Annotated in this window: 17 protein-coding genes; 6 read left to right on the top strand and 11 right to left on the bottom strand. The window is 44.6% G+C overall.

All coding sequences use genetic code 11. From position 1 onward, the window contains the following. The first annotated feature begins 309 nt into the window (after positions 1-309). Both typA and HMPREF0083_RS04320 read left to right on the top strand, forming a co-directional pair. Positions 310-2,145 (top strand): translational GTPase TypA, encoded by a 1,836-nt coding sequence (gene typA / locus HMPREF0083_RS04325; RefSeq protein WP_021619849.1) that lies wholly within the window; start codon positions 310-312, stop codon positions 2,143-2,145. 67 nt (positions 2,146-2,212) lie between these two features. Then, positions 2,213-2,692, top strand: a complete 480-nt coding sequence (locus HMPREF0083_RS04320) for a YbaK/EbsC family protein (protein ID WP_021619848.1) — start codon at positions 2,213-2,215, stop codon at positions 2,690-2,692. Between the two features lie 105 nt (positions 2,693-2,797). On the opposite strand, the gene HMPREF0083_RS04315 is transcribed toward HMPREF0083_RS04320, so the two are convergent. The 3 genes from HMPREF0083_RS04315 to HMPREF0083_RS04305 all read right to left on the bottom strand — a co-directional run bounded on the left by HMPREF0083_RS04315 (position 2,798) and on the right by HMPREF0083_RS04305 (position 5,787). Further along, the gene (locus HMPREF0083_RS04315) at positions 2,798-4,303 is read right to left on the bottom strand and encodes an LCP family protein (RefSeq protein WP_021619847.1); all 1,506 of its coding nucleotides are present in this window, start codon (positions 4,301-4,303) and stop codon (positions 2,798-2,800) included. A gap of 216 nt (positions 4,304-4,519) precedes the next feature. Continuing rightward, the gene (locus HMPREF0083_RS04310) at positions 4,520-5,314 is read right to left on the bottom strand and encodes an alpha/beta hydrolase (protein ID WP_021619846.1); all 795 of its coding nucleotides are present in this window, start codon (positions 5,312-5,314) and stop codon (positions 4,520-4,522) included. Between the two features lie 113 nt (positions 5,315-5,427). Continuing rightward, the gene (locus HMPREF0083_RS04305) at positions 5,428-5,787 is read right to left on the bottom strand and encodes a hypothetical protein (RefSeq protein WP_040301461.1); all 360 of its coding nucleotides are present in this window, start codon (positions 5,785-5,787) and stop codon (positions 5,428-5,430) included. Positions 5,788-6,171: 384 nt separating this feature from the next. Between HMPREF0083_RS04305 and pckA the strand changes: the two genes are divergently transcribed. Then, positions 6,172-7,752 carry a phosphoenolpyruvate carboxykinase (ATP) gene (gene pckA, locus HMPREF0083_RS04300; RefSeq protein ID WP_021619844.1) on the top strand — a complete coding sequence of 527 codons (1,581 nt, stop codon included), beginning with the start codon at positions 6,172-6,174 and terminating at the stop codon, positions 7,750-7,752. 235 nt (positions 7,753-7,987) lie between these two features. Continuing rightward, positions 7,988-8,176 (top strand): hypothetical protein, encoded by a 189-nt coding sequence (locus HMPREF0083_RS04295; RefSeq protein WP_051354527.1) that lies wholly within the window; start codon positions 7,988-7,990, stop codon positions 8,174-8,176. Positions 8,177-8,228: 52 nt separating this feature from the next. Here the strand turns inward: HMPREF0083_RS04295 and HMPREF0083_RS04290 are convergent, their stop codons facing one another. The 3 genes from HMPREF0083_RS04290 to HMPREF0083_RS04280 form a co-directional block, all read right to left on the bottom strand. After that, complete coding sequence (locus HMPREF0083_RS04290) at positions 8,229-8,972, bottom strand: HAD-IIB family hydrolase (protein WP_040301460.1); 744 nt, start codon at positions 8,970-8,972, stop codon at positions 8,229-8,231. Then, on the bottom strand, positions 8,914-10,182 hold the full coding sequence (locus tag HMPREF0083_RS04285; RefSeq protein WP_021619841.1) for a glycosyltransferase: 1,269 nt from the start codon (positions 10,180-10,182) through the stop codon (positions 8,914-8,916). The genes HMPREF0083_RS04290 and HMPREF0083_RS04285 overlap by 59 nt, the downstream gene beginning before the upstream one ends. Before the next feature lie 190 nt (positions 10,183-10,372). Next, positions 10,373-11,326 carry an MBL fold metallo-hydrolase gene (locus tag HMPREF0083_RS04280; RefSeq protein ID WP_040301458.1) on the bottom strand — a complete coding sequence of 318 codons (954 nt, stop codon included), beginning with the start codon at positions 11,324-11,326 and terminating at the stop codon, positions 10,373-10,375. A gap of 168 nt (positions 11,327-11,494) precedes the next feature. Between HMPREF0083_RS04280 and HMPREF0083_RS04275 the strand changes: the two genes are divergently transcribed. Beyond that, positions 11,495-11,692 carry a hypothetical protein gene (locus HMPREF0083_RS04275; protein ID WP_040301456.1) on the top strand — a complete coding sequence of 66 codons (198 nt, stop codon included), beginning with the start codon at positions 11,495-11,497 and terminating at the stop codon, positions 11,690-11,692. Positions 11,693-11,893: 201 nt separating this feature from the next. Here HMPREF0083_RS04275 and HMPREF0083_RS04270 read toward each other — a convergent pair whose 3' ends face one another. The 5 genes from HMPREF0083_RS04270 to HMPREF0083_RS04250 form a co-directional block, all read right to left on the bottom strand. Next, positions 11,894-12,487 carry a YdcF family protein gene (locus HMPREF0083_RS04270; RefSeq protein ID WP_021619838.1) on the bottom strand — a complete coding sequence of 198 codons (594 nt, stop codon included), beginning with the start codon at positions 12,485-12,487 and terminating at the stop codon, positions 11,894-11,896. Positions 12,488-12,515: 28 nt separating this feature from the next. Further along, the gene (locus HMPREF0083_RS04265; protein WP_040301454.1) at positions 12,516-12,788 is read right to left on the bottom strand and encodes a DUF1294 domain-containing protein; all 273 of its coding nucleotides are present in this window, start codon (positions 12,786-12,788) and stop codon (positions 12,516-12,518) included. Between the two features lie 197 nt (positions 12,789-12,985). Then, a complete protein-coding gene (locus HMPREF0083_RS04260; protein WP_021619836.1) occupies positions 12,986-13,678 on the bottom strand; it encodes a LutC/YkgG family protein in 693 nt (230 codons plus the stop codon). Continuing rightward, a complete protein-coding gene (locus HMPREF0083_RS04255; protein ID WP_021619835.1) occupies positions 13,668-15,089 on the bottom strand; it encodes a LutB/LldF family L-lactate oxidation iron-sulfur protein in 1,422 nt (473 codons plus the stop codon). Before HMPREF0083_RS04255 ends, HMPREF0083_RS04260 begins: the two co-directional genes overlap by 11 nt. Continuing rightward, the gene (locus tag HMPREF0083_RS04250; RefSeq protein WP_040301453.1) at positions 15,086-15,814 is read right to left on the bottom strand and encodes a (Fe-S)-binding protein; all 729 of its coding nucleotides are present in this window, start codon (positions 15,812-15,814) and stop codon (positions 15,086-15,088) included. The genes HMPREF0083_RS04255 and HMPREF0083_RS04250 overlap by 4 nt, the downstream gene beginning before the upstream one ends. Positions 15,815-16,011: 197 nt before the next feature. On the opposite strand from HMPREF0083_RS04250, the gene HMPREF0083_RS27835 reads away from it, so the two are divergent. After that, positions 16,012-16,173, top strand: a complete 162-nt coding sequence (locus HMPREF0083_RS27835) for a cysteine peptidase family C39 domain-containing protein (RefSeq protein WP_021619832.1) — start codon at positions 16,012-16,014, stop codon at positions 16,171-16,173. Positions 16,174-16,263 lie beyond the last annotated feature (90 nt).

Below are 16,263 nucleotides of genomic sequence, written 5' to 3'. Positions count from 1 at the left end.
CCTTCTTTCTTCTACCTTATGGATAATCAACAGGTGTGTGTTAACATACATGCAAATAGTTGAAACCTTTTTACATCCCTTCCCGTATGCTATATAGTGAACCCCCCAGGTTATATACTCTAACCTCCTTGCCTACCGGATTTATCCGATAGGCTTTTTTTTGCTTCTATAATCCTCTTGCGGCAAACGGGTAAAAAGCATTATGATGAGAATGTTGCATAGTTTTATCATCCAAAAGGTGCATGATATAATGAACCTACACGCAACACCCCAATCAACGGGGAACTTTGAAGGGAGCATTCATTCTTTATGAATTTACGCAACGATTTGCGCAACATTGCGATTATTGCCCACGTCGATCATGGTAAAACGACGTTGGTGGACAAGATGCTAATCCAAGCCGGTACTTTCCGTGCACATGAACAGGTACAAGAACGGATGATGGATTCCAACGATTTAGAGAGAGAACGCGGAATTACTATTCTCGCGAAAAATACAGCAGTGAAGTACAAAGACTTCACCATCAATATTATGGATACACCGGGCCACGCAGACTTCGGTGGCGAAGTGGAACGTATTATGAAAATGGTGGACGGCGTACTGCTTGTTGTAGATGCATTCGAAGGCTGTATGCCACAGACACGTTTCGTGTTGAAAAAAGCCCTTGAACAGAAGGTAACACCCATTCTTGTCATTAATAAAATTGACCGGGAAAATGCCCGACCAGCGGAAGTTGTAGATGAAGTGTATGATTTGTTCATTGATTTGGACGCGACGGAAGAACAGCTTGACTTCCCGGTCATCTACGCTTCCGGTATTAATGGAACGGCAAGTATGGATCCAGACAAGCAGGATAATGACCTGCGTGCGCTGTTCGATACAATCGTCGAACATATTCCAGGCCCTGGAGGTGAGTTCGAAGCACCTCTACAATTCCAAGTAACAATGCTTGATTACAATGAATACATGGGCCGTATTGGTATTGGCCGCATTCACCGTGGCACCATCCGCAAAGGGGATACTGTAGCTCAAATCAAACGCGACGGTTCCATCAAACAGGTACGGATAAACAAGCTATTCGGCTTCAGCGGATTAAAGCGCATTGAAATTGAAGAAGCGAAATCCGGCGATATTATTGCCATTGCGGGTGTAGACGATATTAACGTTAGCGATACAATTGCTGATACGGAAACACCTGAAGCACTGCCACCGCTCACGATTGATGAGCCGACGCTACAAATGTCATTTCTCGTCAACAACAGCCCGTTTGCCGGTCGTGAAGGAAAGCATGTTACATCCCGAAAACTGCGCGAACGCTTGATGGCAGAATTGGAAACAGACGTCAGTCTGCGCGTAGATGAAGTAACGCCTGAGCAATACACGGTGTCTGGCCGCGGAGAACTTCATTTGTCCATCCTTATCGAAAATATGCGCCGTGAAGGCTACGAACTGCAAGTATCCAAACCGGAAGTTATCGTGCGCGAAATCGACGGCGTTAAATCCGAGCCGACTGAACGACTCATTATCGATATTCCGGAAGAATACACCGGTGCAGTGATGGAATCGCTTGGTGCGCGTAAAGCGGAAATGGTAAACATGATCAACAACGGTTTTGGCTCTGTTCGTCTGGAGTTCTTAATTCCTTCGCGCGGGCTTATCGGTTACCGTACCGAGTTTCTGACTCAAACACGCGGATACGGCATCCTAAACCATTCTTTCGATAGCTATCGCCCGCTTGTTTCCGGTACTGTAGGCGGTCGTCGTGCAGGTGTGCTTGTCTCCATGATTGATGGAAGCGCCACGATGTACGGTATGCTAAGCGTTGAGGATCGCGGAATTCTATTCGTTAATCCCGGTACTGAAATTTATGAGGGCATGATCGTCGGTGAACACAATCGCGATAACGACCTTGTCGTCAACATCTGTAAAGAAAAGCATGCGACCAACGTACGCTCTGCAACAAAGGATGAAACAGTCAAACTAAAAACACCACGTCTGATGACGTTGGAAGAAGCTCTTGAATACCTTGACGACGATGAATACTGCGAAATCACACCAGAGTCAATCCGATTGCGGAAAAAGCACTTGAAAAAATCAGACCGCGAGCGCGCCGCCAAGCAAGCTAAATTTGGCGCAAACGTGTAACGTAAACAAAGCGCCCCTTTTCTTATAAAGAAAAGGGGCGCTATTACAATAACAGGAGCGTGATTAAATGTCCATTGCAAGCCCTCTTGAACGCGTACGAAAGCATGTACAGAAATTTGATACAAATATGGAACCAATCATCTATGAGGAAGCGTTGAAAACATCTGAGGAAGCAGCACAAGCATTAGGTGTAGAAGTAGCCCAAATCGCCAAGTCCATCTTATTTCGTTCTAATGATGTCTACGGTCTGTTTGTCGCAGCTGGTGATATTCGCATCCATCCAAAACAAGTGAAAAAATGTCTGGGCGGAAAAAAGCCAAAGATGGCATCACCGGAAGAAGTACTACAGGTCACAGGCTTTCAGGTAGGTGCAGTCTGTCCGTTTGCCCTGCTGCAAGAAGTTCCTATTTTTATCGATGAGTCGCTGCAGCGGTTCGATATCGTCTATACGGCGGCTGGCATTCCTGAATCGTTGCTCCCTGTCTCATATAGTAAGCTTCTTGATATGACCAGAGGAGAGTCCATTAATGCGGCTGCTCCGGAATAAAAAGCAACATTTAACTGTGTCTCGCAAGTTTTTCAAGCGGTACTTTCTTAATCCATAACAAAGCGGTATGGAATATAACTCCATACCGCTTTGTTTATCCGTTTTCTATTTGTTGTCTGTCTCCACTCTCGTACTTGGTGTCTTTGGTGATTCAGGCGCTTTCGGTGATTCAGGAGGAGTAGGTGCAATCGTTCGACTACTCTCCTTTTCTCCAGTGCTTACACTCTCACTTACCGGTTTATCCGGGTCAAGAAGTTCGGAATCCTTTTTATTTGTACTTTTCTTATCAGATGAGCTTTTGCGTTCGTTGATGTTCTTCTCATTGGTGTTCTTCTCTTCCGTTTTTTCCTCTTCAGATTTTTTCTTTTTCACAGATTTTTTCGGTTCTTCCTCATCGGTATGCCGTGTTTCCTTTTTTACACTCTTACTACTTTCACCCTTCTCCACTTTGTTTGTTGTTTTATGTCTTTCTTTCTTGTCTTCTGTATCCGTCGAATCAGGCGCTTTTTTAGCATGGCTCCGACCGCCCGAAGGCGAATCATTATATCCAGTAACAGTAGAAGCATCAAGTCCTATCGATTCCTGCAACGCTAAGCGGTTCTTGTCCATCGTTTCCTGTGGAATAAGTGTGCGGCTTGTATCCGCATCCCAGTAAGCACCTGTATTCTCTAGCTTTACAACCGCAGAACCATCTAACTTACCGAATGTCATAGCCAATGCTTTCATCTGTTCAAGCGACAGGTCGGTTTTAACATTTTCGCCGACTGCATCCATCACTTTAAAGAAACTGGCCAGACCAGCAAACGACTTCATCTTCTCCATTGCAGCCTCAATAACAGCAACCTGACGATCATTGCGCTCATAGTCCGTGGAATAGTACTTCAAACCGCGATCATCGTGACGGTGACGTACAAAATCAAGTGCTTGTTTTCCATTAAGCGTCTGAAGCCCTGGATTCAAGTTAATGCTTGTACCATCTGTTGGATCATTATATACAAGCTTACGGTCTACATTAATCTCCACACCACCGAGCGCATCGATGCCCTGTCGGAAACCTTCAAAATCAATGGTTATGTAGTTATCAACCGGAATACCATATATACTTTGCAGCGTTTTCTTCACAAGGGAAGGTCCGGTTTCTTCCGGCTCTTCACCGTTTTGTTCCGCTTTTTCACGCAGCATCTCTCCACGCTTATACACGAAATTAATCTTCTGATCGTTCGTTTCACCTGGGATCACTGCCCGCGTATCACGTGGAATTGAAAGCATCGTAACCTTTTTCGTCTTGGGGTTCAGCGTCATAATCAACATAACATCTGTTAAGTTACCGCCGTATTGGCCGCGCCCATCCAAACCAAGCAGCACGAGTGATATGGGCTTGTCTGACATATAAGTAGTTTCCGCTTTAGCTACTCCGGCCTTGGAACTAGAAGGTTCCGCTTTCGAATGGATTTTATTGAAGACGTCCTGTGTTTTCAAATAAGCGAAGGTTACCGGACCTCCAACAATAAACAAAATAACGGCAAGAATGATAATCCACTTTCGTTTCCGGTTCGTTTTGCGACCGCTCTTTTTAGCACGGCTCGCTTGACGAGATAATTCCTCTGACATATAGGAGTCTCGCACCTCCAGCTTTCCTAGACTAGCAATCTATTATTTTTCGCCTATAGCTAAAACAACGATAATCGAGTTTTCAGGTTTATGCAAGTGTTTTCTTTGCAACATTTCCTTAATACCACCTGCTTTCACACTATATAAATATGCTTTGATAAATAGGCATTCTTTCGTAGGTTGAAATAAGAAAAAAGAAGTGCAACTTAACTATAGTTAACAATAATGTATGTTTCTCATCCAGCCTATCATCGTTTCAACTACTTCTTCCTTTTCCGGCTCATTAAAAATTTCATGGTAACACTCAGACCACTCTATGTATTGTTTTACAGACAGGGGAAGCTTTTTCGCCCATGCTTTCGTTGTTGCCGCATTCACGATTTTATCTGCTCCTGCCTGCATGACTAGCGTAGGCACATCAGGGTATCTATTAGCCTCCTCCTCCGCCAATCTCATTGCTTTTTCCATCTCTTTGTACCAACGCACACTCACCTTTGTCGTAATATACGGATCTTCCGCATAGTTAAGTGTAACATCTCGATCCCTGCTAACTTCATCAGCCTTAATTCCAGCCGATAAACGAAGGGCAGGCAATACCTTGTTCAATATGGAAGCTATCCCGGCAAGCGTGGGCGAAATCCGGCGTGAAAGCCCCAAACAGGGCGATGAAAGAATAATACCGTCCACATCCGGTTGGGCCGTTTCCACATATCTTGTAACAATTAAACCACCCATACTATGCCCTAGCAGGAAAAGAGGACGTTGTCTTCGCCTTGCTTCCATGAGCCATTCGTCTAGAGCGGCATAGTACTCTTCAAAGCGGCCAATATGGCCCTTTCTTCCTTCCGACCGCCCCAATCCAGGCAAATCTCCGCCGATTACGGAATATCCGGCTTCGTTCAATTTATTTGCCAGCCAATGATAACGAACGAAATACTCGCCTGCTCCATGTACGATAACAATGCATCCCCTCTCATTCTCCACCGGCCACATCTCACGGTAAATCCTCATGACTTTTCCCCGCCATTCTCAATTTAAATTTATTACCATTCACTTATATTGAAAAAACCCCTCAACATTACAGAGGGGTTTTCCGTACATATAATTGTATAAATTTTGTTATCCTATATATGATTGGAGCGATAAGACGTTGCCAAGTAATCCGCTACCTCTGCCACTTTGCTTTCTGCTGCCCAGGAAATTGAGCGCGGAATCATGTCATCGGTCCCTCCATTGCGCATAGCAGAAGATGAGCTAACGGCGACATACGGTTCACCGAAACGGGCAAAACGCTGGGATTCGTTTCCTTCCTCCTTAAACGGAATCTCCAATGCGTACGTTTGGCTTGTTGAAGTATCATGCATATTCATCCGAAATACAGGTTCTTCCTTACTGCCCCTACGTTGAAAACCTTGTTGCCCAAAAATCTCTTCTACCAGACTCATCGGCTTTGAAACACCAGACAATTTTTTATTCCTCAGCACTCTTCTTCCTCCTTCTTGTTATGCACTCACAAGAACTAAGGTGACTAGATCCAAGTACTTGGCTGGGTAATGGTGCCACGATGAATATTCAATTGTAAAATTATCCTACCATAAAAAAAATTCGGTGAAAAATGAAAGATAAGCTCATTATTTGTAATATTCTATCGAATACAAACTATTCCTTTCAAATAACCTTGTTCTCTTATCATTTCATTAATATTCACTTAAAAAGCGCTTAACAAAATGTCGGTTTTTTAGTAAATTTGCAAGGAAAGGTTGCAGAACAAAGGAAAGCATACTATTATTAAGTCATACTAATCACTATATAAGTGACATACTAATCTTTCGAAGTGAGGTAAAGAAACTCAGGAAAGGATAGGGAAAATGGAGACTCAAACAAACAAGGAATTGAAGGATATTCTCAACGGAGAGAATGTTCACTTTAATTTATCTGTGGCAAAGCTTGTTGAAATAGCAGTCCTTCGCAAACGGAGCGAGCTGACTTCCACAGGTGCTATCACAGCAAAAACTGGAAAATACACGGGACGTTCTCCAAAAGACAAATTTATTGTAGATGAGCCTTCCGTACACGATAAAATTGAATGGGGTTCCGTAAACCAGCCGATTTCAGAAGAAAAATTCGATAAGCTGTACCAGGATGTAATTAACTATCTGGATAAAAAAGAATTGATCGTATTCGACGGTTTCGCCGGCGCCGACAAACGCTATCGCCTACCAATTCGCATAGTGAACGAATTCGCCTGGCATAATCTGTTCGTACACCAGCTTTTCATTCGCCCAACCGAAGAAGAACTGAAAACGCATGAGGCTCAATTTACGGTTATCAGCGCTCCAACGTTCGAAGCAGATCCTAAAATTCACGGTACAAATTCAGAGACCTTCATCATTGTGAACTTCGCGAAAAAAGTGGTGCTTATTGGTGGTACGCGTTATGCAGGTGAAATGAAGAAGTCCATCTTCTCCGTTATGAACTATCTGTTGCCCGAACAAAATGTACTATCTATGCACTGCTCGGCAAATATGGGCAAAGATGGTGATGTAGCTCTGTTCTTTGGACTGTCAGGTACAGGAAAAACAACATTGTCCGCCGATCCAGATCGGCAGCTAATCGGAGATGATGAACACGGCTGGTCTGACGATGGTGTATTCAATATCGAAGGCGGCTGCTATGCAAAATGTATTAACCTATCCGCTGAAAAAGAACCTGAAATTTTTAATGCCATTCGATTCGGTTCTGTACTTGAGAATGTAGTCATCGATGAAAATACGCACGTAGCCGATTATGATGATAACAGCCTAACTGAAAATACCCGGGCAGCGTATCCGCTTCACTATATTCCAAATGCGCTGATTCCGAGCGTGGCCGGACACCCGAATGTAGTTATCTTTCTGACAGCTGATGCATTCGGCGTATTGCCGCCAATCGCAAAACTAACCAAAGAACAAGCGATGTTCCACTTCCTGTCTGGTTACACTAGCAAACTGGCTGGAACAGAACGTGGTGTAACCGAGCCGGAGGCAACATTCTCCACCTGCTTCGGCGCTCCGTTTCTCCCGCTTCCTCCGCGTGTGTATGCGGAAATGCTAGGTGAGAAAATTGATAAGCACAATGCACAGGTCTATCTCGTTAATACCGGCTGGTCTGGTGGCCCATATGGTATCGGCAAACGCATGAATCTGCCATATACACGCGCGATGATCACTGCAGCGCTAAACCATGAACTTGATAAAGAAGAATTCACGGCACATCCAGTATTCGGCGTCCTGATGCCGAAAAACTGCCCTGGCGTACCTTCAGAAATCCTCGATCCGCGTAATACATGGGCAGATAAAGAGGCTTATGACGCTCAAGCGACTAAACTTGCATCTCTGTTTGTGAAGAATTTCGAGACATTCTCTGATATGCCAGAGAACATTAGACAAGCGGCACCAAAGGCCGAGTAGTATTCATAAGTAAGACAAAAACCCGGGAACTCCCGGGTTTTTCACACATAATCAGCATTCTTCCTTGTTCCATTCTTTCCTAGAAGAATAAACGATTAACATTGTGGTATAATATAAATATGTTTCTATAGTTCTCGTCCATCTCTACTGGACATTGCGTTACCCGGCAGCATCTGGATAGAAGAAGTCCGTTGTTCTAAAGTATGACCAATACTGATTGAACGAGGTGATGTCCGTGGAAACAGTAAGACTAGAAGAAATCATTAGCACGGTTATGCCCGAAGCCCAGCATGTTCTAACGGAAGAAGAATTGAACGTATCCATTGTGCTGCGGGATGGCTTACGCTCACTTAACCGGCGCGATGTTCTCGAAATCGTCGCTGCCACGATTCACAATACTGGAAAAGGCGCCTTGCTTCATTGAAAGGCGCCTTTTTTGTATAATCGCATCCCCCCTATGAAAAAACAGTGCGCCCCTATAAAAGGGAGGCACTGTTTTTTATACCATAGAAATGTTCCCACGCCTCATGAATGCCGCCGGCGCAAGCTTTCTTGGCCCGAAAAATAAGTGGATGCTCTTCCAGTGCGAGCAATTCCTGCTGCGCATTGCCCACAATAACCGCAGGATATCCAAGCGTAATCATCTCATAATCGTTTCCCGAGTCTCCTGCTACCAGTACATTGGCGTCACACAAGCCATGCGTCTTCAGTACATACCGCAAGGCTTCTCCTTTTCCACTCACAGGCGGCAGAATATCAACATCACGTCCGCTGCTCACAATTAGCTTATGAGGAATTCCTGCTTCATTTAAGCCAGCTTCAAGCCTCACGACGGAACCAATATCCTGAATTGTGTAGGAAAGCCGATGGTGCACAGGAATATCCTGCGGAACAAGCCCTTCGCAAGCGAGGGCAATCCGCTTAATCTCCGCTGGGCTCCATTGTGCCTCGATACGGCGTTGCCATTCCTCATCCGGACGTAAATTGTCTCCATAATAAATCTCCGTTCCCACATCCGTAATTAAAATATCTGGATGTGGCAAATTTTCCTTATCCAATAAAGAAAGGGCCGAACGAAGGTGCCGGCCTGTACTATAAATAAGGGCTACATTATATGGCTGTTCGCTGTAGTAATGAAGCAGGGCAAGAAGCGCCGCTTCATCACCAACCAGCGTCCCGTCCAAGTCGGTAGCCAAAAGATGCGTCACGCTCTGTAGCATTAGCCAGAACCTCCTCATATACACCATTAATTCTTTCGGAAATCGCCGGCCACTGGTAATCGCGCTTCGCCAACCGTGTCGCCTGCTTACCCAATCGCTGCGCAAGTAAGTTGTTTGTAACGAGCGCCTCTATCGCAAGCGATAAGTCTTCGGCATTTTGGGGTTCTACCAGAAGACCCGTCTCTCCATCGTTTACGACATTTTGCAAGCCGCCCACACGGGAGGCGATAACCGGACTGCCGCATGCCTGCGCTTCCGCGGCAACCATGCCGAATGATTCATAGTAGGAAGGAACAATGGTGGCTGTTGCAGCATTAAACAATAGCGCCAGCTCTTCCTGACATTTTGGGCCGACAAATTCAATATAATGTTCCATGCCTTGAATTGCCTGTTTGAGTTTTTCATTCAGTGGTTGCCTTTTATCTATGTCAATAGCTTCCAACTGCCCACCTGCTATTACTAGCTTTGTATTCCTTGGTGCGTCCCTTCGTTCAATTAGCACACGAAAAGCATCAAACAACTCATAAATCCCTTTTGTTTCTTCCAATCTTCCTGCAAATACGAGCAGCGGACCGCTATATCCTAGCTGCTTACGTAGTTGCGGCCGATTATAACGTGCTTGAAAGGAAGTTGCAACGCCAATCGGGATAACTGAAATGGGCGCCGGTGAAGATACAAATTCACAAATCAGGTTTCTTTCGTTGTTTGTAGTTGCAACGATTCCATTGGCAATACTCATAATTTCCTTTTCCGCATTCAGGCGGATTTCATCGCGAATTCCTGTCGCCTTCTGCTTGGCAATGCCTAATGAGTGAGAAGTATGAACAAAAGGCAATCCGTATTCTTTTTCCAGTTCTTTACCTAACAAACCGGACAACCAATAATGAGTATGGACGATATCATACGTATGAAGCGGAAGTAATTTCTTCATCTCGGCGTAAAACGCCGGAAGCATATCATGCATCTCGTTCTTGGATACGAATCCCTTATGTCCCGCTGCAATGCGGATAACACGACAATGTTCCCCGAATGCTTCCGTACGGGGCGCTTCCACATCGCACCAATGAGTAACAACATCCACTTTCGCTCCCTGTTTTTCCAATGCCAGAGCCAATTGACGAACATAGTTATTTTGACCGCCCGATTGCACACCTCCAAGCTTTGCCAGAGGATCTCCATGATCAGAAATAAACAGGACTTTTTTCTTCACTCTTTCTCGTCCCCTTTCCTTATGTGGATAATACGAACAAAACGAACACTACTATTGTATTTACCCACCGGAAAAAAAGATAAACAAAATAAGACGTGAACATGTAAACTAATGCCTTTTTAACCATGCGAACCCGGAATTGCGATAGTCACCGCCTGAGCTATATATTTTTATGCTTCTACTTCGTTAGTCATAGCTTTCTATATGTATGCGGTACAGAGTCACGATAGACCGCAATTTCTCCTTTTTCCTCTAAATAATTCAGATGGGCAAGCGTTTCCCCGATGGCGAAACGCTGTTCATGCACTGTTAGAACATGTGAGAACAGTTTTTGGGAGATCTCATATGCCGTCATTTCGCTGTCTAATACATCAAGCACAAACGCCAGGCGTTCTTCGTGATGGCGAACTAATTCCTCAATTCGCTCCTGTGCCTCCGTAAATACAGGTCCATGACCAGGAATGACAAGCACAATATCAAGCGCCTTTATTTTTTCGAGAGACGTAAGATACGTATGCAGCGGATTTGAATCCCCATGCCCATGATAAGAAATATTCGGTGAAATTTTCTTCAGCAGATGGTCGCCTGCCAGCAATACTTTTTCTTCTTTATTATAAAAGCACATGTGACCTTCCGCGTGTCCCGGGGTATGTATTGCTTCGTAGACCAGTTCGCCGATACGGTATGTCCCCCCCTCAACTATCGGTTTCGTCTGTTTTGGAAACGGTCTCACTAATTTATAGAACATATCATCATTTTCTCCAAGTTGCTCCACTACTGTGTCCGGCATGCCGGCAGCAAGATAAAATTGCCGATTATACGCAAAATTCTCTGCCGTCCATGAAAAAAGCGCACGCTCCTTGGATTTATCACTTATATATACGTCTGCACCGGTCCACTCCTGCATTCCTCCTGCATAGCCGAAGTGATCGGGGTGGTAATGGGTAAGAATGATATTTTCTACATCCTGTGGCTTGATACCATGTTCTTGAAATGCTGTTTGCCATGTTTCACGGGTCATATCCCGGTTCAAACCAGTATCAATAACGGTCCATGCATCATTATGCTGTGCCAGATAACAATGAACATGATTTAGACGAAACGGGAGGGGAATTGTGACCTGATAAATTCCATATTCATTCATCGAATCTTCCTTTCCTATTGAATTTAATTTCATCTTATCAAATTTTACAAATGCCTGGGGTATTCAGTATGCGATCCATTACATACGATATAATTTTAACTTTTTTTGTTTTCAACTTTGTTTTTTGAGGTAAAGTCAAAACACTACCTTGATAATAGGAGGGATACGATGAACCTCTTAGAACTAAGACGCCGCATGACTGACTATTCACCGGAAGATGTGGTCATTCATCAAGAGTTCGGTGAAGGAACCATTCGCTGCATAAATTCGAAAATAATTGAAATCGAGTTTGCTGAAGAAACAAAACAGCTACATTTCGAAGTGCTTATACAGGCCAATCTAATTGAACATAAAAACAGTCGGTAATTATGAAAAGAAGATGAAAAAGCGAGCAGACCCGTTTTGTCCGCTCGCTTTTTTATGTAATTGTTATTTAATACAGAAGTTAACTATATCACTAGGTTATTTCACATTCCTATATACATCTGATTTGATAAATCGGCACATTTTTTTGGTGGGAGGTAAGAAACGGTGGACGGGAGCGGTCGGAAAAATTAAGCATTGTCCTCAATACTTAATAACATACACAACCAAACGCGCCCATTCACTTAATATAGTCTGCATGCTCTCATGATCTCGCCACCAATCGGTCAGTTGAACCTTTTCCAGTGAATGAGAGCCTACACTATGGATTTCAATATCAGTTGCGGCAAATGCTTGACGGAAGACATACATAGAGCGGCGTGTATGCCAGTCATCGGTTACAAGCGTAATGCGCTTATTACGCAATATTTGACCCTCCACTATCTCCTTCGTATACAATGCATTCTCATACGTACTGCGTGATCTTTGTTCAAGAATAATATCACTGTCTGGAACATGTAGCTGTTTCAGGAGTGCTACCATCTCTTTACTCTCTGTTGTACGCCAGGAAATACGTGCGCCGGAAGAAACAATAATCTTAGGAGCCAACCCCTCTCTGTACAGCTCAACTGCTTTACGCGTCCGCTGACCGTCCGTCTCTCCACCAAGCAAAACAATGAAGTCACTCGGCTTCTTTACATCTGGATAAACTAAATACTGCGCCATCCCATTTAAAACCGGCCTGTATGTCAAAAAGGCCAATATAATACATCCAACTAATACAACAAACATGCGCATTATAAATTTTCTCTTCACATCTTCTCCCTCAGTATCGTAAACTTCTTCCGTACGTCAATAAAAGAATGAATTCTACTAATAAAATAAAAGGGATGCCCCAAACGAAACGCGCATGGCGTGTCTTATGCCGGAACATATACATGCCTGCAAGACTTCCCGCCGCACCACCTACCAACGCTACAGCAAATAATGTGCTTTCCCTAATGCGCCATGCATGTCTTTGGGCTTTCCTCTTATCGATTCCCATCAACAACCAACCTACTAGATTTGCGACCAGCAAATATCCAAGCCACCACTCCATTTCTTTTCTCCTTTCCTGTGTATAAATGATCCAAGAAAAACTCACGGGTATTGCCGCTCGTCCCTTTTCCACAGAAAAGACAAACGGCCGCCTGGTGAATCATAGTATGTCGCATCCTTTCCATTTACCCCGATCCGGTAGGCAATCGCTACCTGCTGATGGAAGTTTTATTCTATAGCTCCGTTCTTATTGTTTAGCTATTCCTTTAGTAAAATGACATGTACTTTCCCGGGTCCATGTACACCAAAAGCCAAATCCATTTCAATATCGCCTGTTCGGCTCGGACCAGTAATAAAGTTCAAGCATGCAGGAAGACCACCTGGCACCTTCTCATGTACATATGCCGCAGCCTCGGTCAAACGGGGCACAATTGTCCTATCCGATAGCACGACGACAAATACGGGAGGAAGCAAGCTGACAAGGCGGCCCCGGCCTCCACCGTTCCATAGCATAACCGTTCCCGTCTCCGATAAGCCTAGCTCCGCATACGCAATCCCCATCTCGATTCCGGCTATTTCATTACGCAGCTCTTGCTCATCCACCGACGTATCCCAACTCCGATGTATAACTCCCTGCTTATCAAGCAATTGGCTTAATCCAAGCGTATGGAGACGCTCATCGTCCCAGTATACAACCGAATGAGCAGGTGTTTCCTGAAAAATTTGTTGTAATGCCCATTCCATCTCTTCTGGAAATATATGTAACACCTCTGTTCGTAGCATACGCAAGTTCTCAATAAACTGCTGTATTAGCCCTCCCTGATCCAATTTTTCATGCAGATGAACATATGGCTTTGCTCCCCAGTCTGGCGGTTTTATACCACTGCGTCGTGGACGCCCCAGCTTACTAGCAATTCGGTTCAAAAATGCTTCCCGTTCTTTAGTTGCCATGCGTCCCACCCTCCTTCTCTTTCTTCCACCATTCCCTAAATGATTGCTTGGCCGGACGCGGTAAATCCCGCACGCTTGTCCAGCCAGCGAGCGGGCCTGGCCCTTTCTCAATAACATCGTCAGTTGCCAGCCATCCGGTTGCCATATGACCAGCACGTACCGCTTTATCATACAGCGAAGAATGGGTAGTAAGGTATCCAAATCCTTTAAAAGCTAACTTCTCCTGCCAGGAAGCGTGCCCACGTTCTACTTCATCTTTTCGATGTTCAATAAGCAGATCATGAAGCGGGATTTTTACCGGGCATACCTCAGTACAGGCACCACACAGACTAGAAGCAAACGGCAGTTCCTTCCACTCCTCGTATCCTTCCAGAAGCGGTGTTAATACAGCGCCAATTGGTCCACTGTATACACCGCCGTATGCATGACCACCAATATGACGATATACCGGACATACATTCAGACAGGCACCACATCGGATGCACTTGAGTACTTCCTGATACGCTGTACCAAGAATATCGGAACGACCGTTGTCAAGCACAATAAGATGGAACTCTTCCGGTCCATCGATATCCTGTGGGCGACGCGGGCCACTCATCGCGGTCATATATACACTAATCTTCTGTCCAGTGGCACTGCGCGTCAACATTGAGACGACAATATCAAGTTCTTCCCATGTAGGAACAAGTCGTTCCATCCCCATAATGGCAATATGCACTTTAGGAAGTGTCGTAGTAAGACGAGCATTTCCCTCATTACTAATCAGGACAACTGAACCGGATTCCGCCACGGCAAAATTACACCCGGATATTCCGATGTCAGCTTCAAGGAACTCGCGGCGCAATTCTTCACGGGCAAACTGGCATAATTCCGTCGTCTCGTCGGATAGGGGACGACCAGCCACATCAGAGAACAATTCAGCCACCTGCGCCCGTGTCTTATGGATGGCTGGTGCGATAAGATGAGACGGTGTCTCCCCGGCCAGTTGGATGATGTATTCTCCAAGGTCCGATTCGATGACACGTAACCCTTCCGACTCCAAATGCTTATTAAGATGAATTTCCTCGGAAACCATTGATTTTGATTTAATAATGGAACGAGCATTGTTTTCTTTGGTAATCCGCAGTACATGCGCTACTGCATCTTCTGCAGTGGAAGCAAAATGTACATGTCCGCCGTTCTGTACTACATTATCGGTCAATTGTTCGAGATAACTATCAAGATTTTCAATTGTATGCATGCGGATTTGCGCCGCCAAATTCCGCCATTCCTCTACATTACCTAGCTCGTTCGCTGCCTGAAAACGTCCGTCGCGCAGCCGATCCTGGGTGAACGGCACCGCTTTGCGCAATTGCTCATCGATTAACGCTTTGTCTACCCTTCCGAAAAATTCAAGCGGCTGTACACTCATTTTTCTCCCCCCCTCGCAAGAACTTCCGCCACGTGCATAACCTGTATGTCTTTGCCTGTCCGACGCAGGCGGCCGCCGATATTCATTAGACATCCCATATCAGAGCCAATTAGCACATTCGCACCAGTAGCTTCGATATGCTTCACCTTCTCATCTACCATCGCCTCGGAAATCGTGCTCATTTTTGTAGCGAATGTACCGCCAAATCCACAGCAGTCCTGGCAATAAGGTAACTCCTCCATGTTTAATCCTTTCACCTGGGAAAGAAGAGATGTCGGTTCTTCCTTAATCCCTAATCCGCGACTCATGTGACAGGAATGATGATAAGTAGCATTGGCACACAAACTTGCGTCTACCTGCTCTACCTTCATAATTCGTATCAAAAACTCGGAGAATTCATACGTTTTTCCGGCCAAATCACGTGCTTTCTCGGCCCAATCCGGTTCATCCCGTAAAAGTTCAGGGTAATAATGACGAAGCATAGCTACACAAGACCCTGATGGTGATACAACATACTCACTGCCAGCGAATACGTTCACCATATGCTTTGCTGTTTCACGTGCTTCTTTATGATAACCGCTATTATAAGCCGGCTGCCCGCAACATGTTTGATCCTGCGGAAAATCCACCTCTGCTCCATGCCTTTCAAGCACTTCGACTACACTCTGTCCAACACCGGGGAAAAACACATCCGATAGACAGGTGATAAATAGAGAAACTCTCATCCTTACTCTCCTCTTCATGTTTTATAATTGATTGTATTTTCTTATTTTACAGAACAGAAAACAGAAAGCCAATTCTTTACCACAATAATAAATTACAGGCAAGAAAAAAATGAATTCTTAACAAAAACTTTACATATACTTAATAAAATGATAGTATCTACATTACTCGATTTATGTAAATAAGGAGGGCGTATACCATGAAGCTTGTATGGGTACGAACAAAAAGGGGATACGATAGAATTCTCCCGCAGCAGGGATTGGTTGTGAAAGAGACGGAACATGACGTTTACCTCCTGTTTGCGGACGGACGCTGCAAAATCTCACGCGAAGAGTTCAATGAATACTATACAGGTGCATAATACTAAAATAAGCATAAAAAAGGAGGGCCACTTCTTCGAAAAACGGCCCTCTTTTCTTTTATTTCCTTTCGTCATGGTCCATCTTTGCCA

The sequence above is a fragment of the Aneurinibacillus aneurinilyticus ATCC 12856 genome, from assembly GCF_000466385.1.
In the GTDB taxonomy this organism is placed as follows: Bacteria; Bacillota; Bacilli; order Aneurinibacillales; family Aneurinibacillaceae; genus Aneurinibacillus; species Aneurinibacillus aneurinilyticus.
This window is presented reverse-complemented; position numbering and strand designations above follow the sequence as displayed.